Source organism: uncultured Dubosiella sp., assembly GCF_964018005.1.
In the GTDB taxonomy this organism is placed as follows: domain Bacteria; phylum Bacillota_I; class Bacilli_A; order Erysipelotrichales; family Erysipelotrichaceae; genus Dubosiella; species Dubosiella muris.
The window spans coordinates 1-3174 of sequence record NZ_CAXHOA010000044.1; the positions used below are offsets into that span (position 1 = coordinate 1).

4 protein-coding genes are annotated in these 3174 nt (G+C 36.5%); all 4 read left to right on the forward strand.

Features of this window, described 5'->3' with window-relative positions; translation table 11 throughout:
* Positions 1-72: 72 nt before the first annotated feature.
* On the forward strand, positions 73-486 hold the full coding sequence (locus tag ABNS49_RS13625) for a GtrA family protein (RefSeq protein ID WP_348688282.1): 414 nt from the start codon (positions 73-75) through the stop codon (positions 484-486).
* A complete protein-coding gene (locus ABNS49_RS13630; RefSeq protein WP_348688283.1) occupies positions 483-1436 on the forward strand; it encodes a glycosyltransferase family 2 protein in 954 nt (317 codons plus the stop codon). Before ABNS49_RS13625 ends, ABNS49_RS13630 begins: the two co-directional genes overlap by 4 nt.
* The gene (locus ABNS49_RS13635; protein ID WP_348688284.1) at positions 1433-2815 is read left to right on the forward strand and encodes a hypothetical protein; all 1383 of its coding nucleotides are present in this window, start codon (positions 1433-1435) and stop codon (positions 2813-2815) included. Before ABNS49_RS13630 ends, ABNS49_RS13635 begins: the two co-directional genes overlap by 4 nt.
* Positions 2816-2827: 12 nt before the next feature.
* On the forward strand, positions 2828-3174 hold a 347-nt coding region (locus tag ABNS49_RS13640; protein WP_348688285.1), incomplete at its 3' end, for a GDP-mannose 4,6-dehydratase.

The following is a 3174-nucleotide window of genomic DNA, read 5'->3' on the forward strand; positions in this document are numbered from 1 at the left end:
GCTTGGAGCCTGTGTTGAGTGAGAAAGACGAGAACGGCCCTGCATTGGAAGAATCGGATAATCGGTTTGTGTATGGAAAAAATTGTTAGTCTATACAGGAAAAACAAAGAAATTATCAACTATTTAATTTTTGGGGTCTTAACGACAGTTGTCAATATCGTTGTGTTTGCGTTGTGCGCCGAGGTATTCCATATTCAATATTTGATTGCGAATGTGTTAGCGTGGATCATGAGTGTCATTTTTGCGTATGTCACAAATCGTAAATACGTATTTGAATCAAAATCAGAAGATATTGGAAAAGAAGTCACAAAATTTTTTTCTTCTCGTTTATCTACGCTTGCGTTGGATATGATTGTGATGTGGTTGTTGGTGGATATTTTAACAGCGAGTAATCTAATCGCGAAAGTACTTGCGAATATTTTAGTCATTATTGCCAACTATATATTAAGTAAAGTATTCGTCTTTAAAGAGGGAGGAAGACAATGAAAGAAAAAATCAGTGTAATCGTTCCCTGCTATAACGAAGAAGAAGCTTTGCCATACTTTTATGAGGAAATAATCAAGACAGCGTCTCAAATGGATACATTTGAATTTGAATTTATTTTTGTAAATGACGGATCAAAGGATAAGACATTAACATTATCGAAAGAATTGGCTCGAAAAGATAATCGAGTCAAGTATGTTTCTTTTTCGAGAAATTTTGGAAAAGAGGCGGCTATTTATGCCGGACTGGAAAATAGTACAGGCGATTATTGTGTTTTAATGGATGCGGACTTGCAAGATCCTCCGGCATTGTTGCCGGAAATGATGGCTGCGATTCAGGAAGAAGGATATGATAGTGCCGCAACTCGTCGGGTCACTCGAAAAGGAGAGCCGCCGATTCGATCTTTTTTTGCTAGAATGTTTTATCGAATCATTAACCGAATTTCAGACGCGGATATTGTAGATGGAGCACGAGATTATCGCTTAATGAAGAGAAGCATGGTCGATACGATTTTAGAGATGAAAGAATACAATCGGTTTTCTAAAGGTATTTTTGGATGGATTGGCTACGATACAAAATGGATTGAATTTGAAAATGTCGAACGAGTAGCTGGAGAGACAAAGTGGTCTTTTTGGAAGTTGTTTAAGTACTCCCTGGAAGGTATTACAGCGTTTAGTGTGGCGCCATTACAAATTGCGTCGATTTTCGGAATCTTGTTTTCATTGGTGGCGTTTATTATGATTATTGTCATCATTATCCGCACTCTAGTTTTTGGAGATCCTGTTAGTGGATGGCCTTCGCTAGTATGTATCATTATGTTGATTGGTGGTGTTCAACTGCTTTCTATTGGTGTTTTGGGGCAATATTTGTCTAAAACGTATTTAGAAACAAAGCATAGACCGATTTATATTTTGAAAGAGTCTAATTTTTTCAAAGAGGGGGATAAACCATGAAAATCAAATTGAACCCTTATATTAAATGGGGAGGAATGCTCTTAGTTTTTTGTTTATGTATTTATGGAGCGTATTCAATTTCCATGGGAAATGCGCCTGATGAAGAGATGAGGTATCAAGTTCCCTATTTTATTTTGGAAAAAGGTTATCTTCCATATGGCAATGAAGAGGCAATACGGAATGCGATTTGGGGGTTCTCATACGCTTATACGCCTTACTTGCCTTCTTTGATAGCTGTTGGTTTTATGAAACTATTCTCCATTTTTACAACTTCCCAAAGTTTGCTTTTGTTTTCAGCACGATTAGTGAGTGTTTTTTCTGGAGCGTTTACTTGGCTGATTTGTTGTAAGATTGGAGAAAGATTGTTTAAAAAGCAAACACAAATTGTTTTATTCGCGACTTTGGTCTGCTTTTTGCCTCAATTTATATTCTTATCATCCTACTTGAATAACGATTCATTCGCGGTGATGGTATCGGGCTTTATAATTTACCTGTGGATTAAAGGGGAGCAGGAAAACTGGCAATACAAAGATTGCGTACTTTTAGGGGTGAGCATTGGATTATGTGCCTTAACTTACTATAATGCGTACGGATTTATTTTATGCAGCATATTTTTCTATGGATTTAGTGTTAGAAAAAAGCAGATGAACTGGAAAGAGATTTGGTTACGAGTAGGTATTATATTTATAAGTGGATTTCTTGTGGCAGGCTGGTTCTTTATCCGAAATATGATTCTTCATAGTGGAGATATGCTAGGAATGAAGACCATGTATGAAGACGGACAAATATTTGCAATGGATCCATACAAACCAACCAATAGAAACACACCTAAAAATTTAGGGTTGGATTTCTATACGACTTTTTTTGGAACATATTATGCTCCAATTAATTGGTTTAAAAATTCATATACGAGCTTTATTGGTGTATTTGGTTTTATGGCATATCGTTTGAAAGATTGGGTGTATTCTATTTACACAATAATTTTTGGGGCTGGATTACTTAGCGGGATTATCTTTTGGATCAAAAATGTAAAAAGAAATAGGACTGCGAGCTGGAATTTATTGTTAAATTTGCTGCTTTGTATTTTTATACCCATTGCTCTTTCACTTTACTATTCATACATGACTGATTTTCAACCTCAAGGACGTTATGTTATGGCAGCTTTGATTCCACTAATGATTATTATTACGTATGGGGTTAGTGGTATTTCTGAATTTAAAGTGGGGCGTTTTAACTTACAATGGCTAATTATTTTTTTGATTGGAGTCTATTTGATTCTTTTTGGCTATGCATATTGGCTTGTCATGATTCCATCTTGTTTAGACAATAAGAGCTATTTAACGCCTAATATGTTGAATATTATTTTTGAAAAATACTAAAGGAGGAAAAACATGAAAATTTTAGTAACTGGTGGCGCCGGATTTATCGGCGGAAATTTCGTGCATTATATGGTCAACAAGTATCCGGAAGATGAAATCATCAATTTGGATGCGTTGACATACGCTGGCAATTTGGAAACTTGCAAACCGGTGGAAGACAAGCCAAACTACAAGTTTATTAAAGGGGACATCGCGGACCGGGATTTCATTTTTGATTTGTTTGAAAAAGAAAAACCGGATGTGGTGGTCAACTTCGCGGCTGAAAGTCACGTGGACCGCTCGATTGATGATCCGGAGATTTTTGTCCGCACAAACGTGATTGGAACAACAACCTTGCTGGACGCCTGTGTGAAATATGG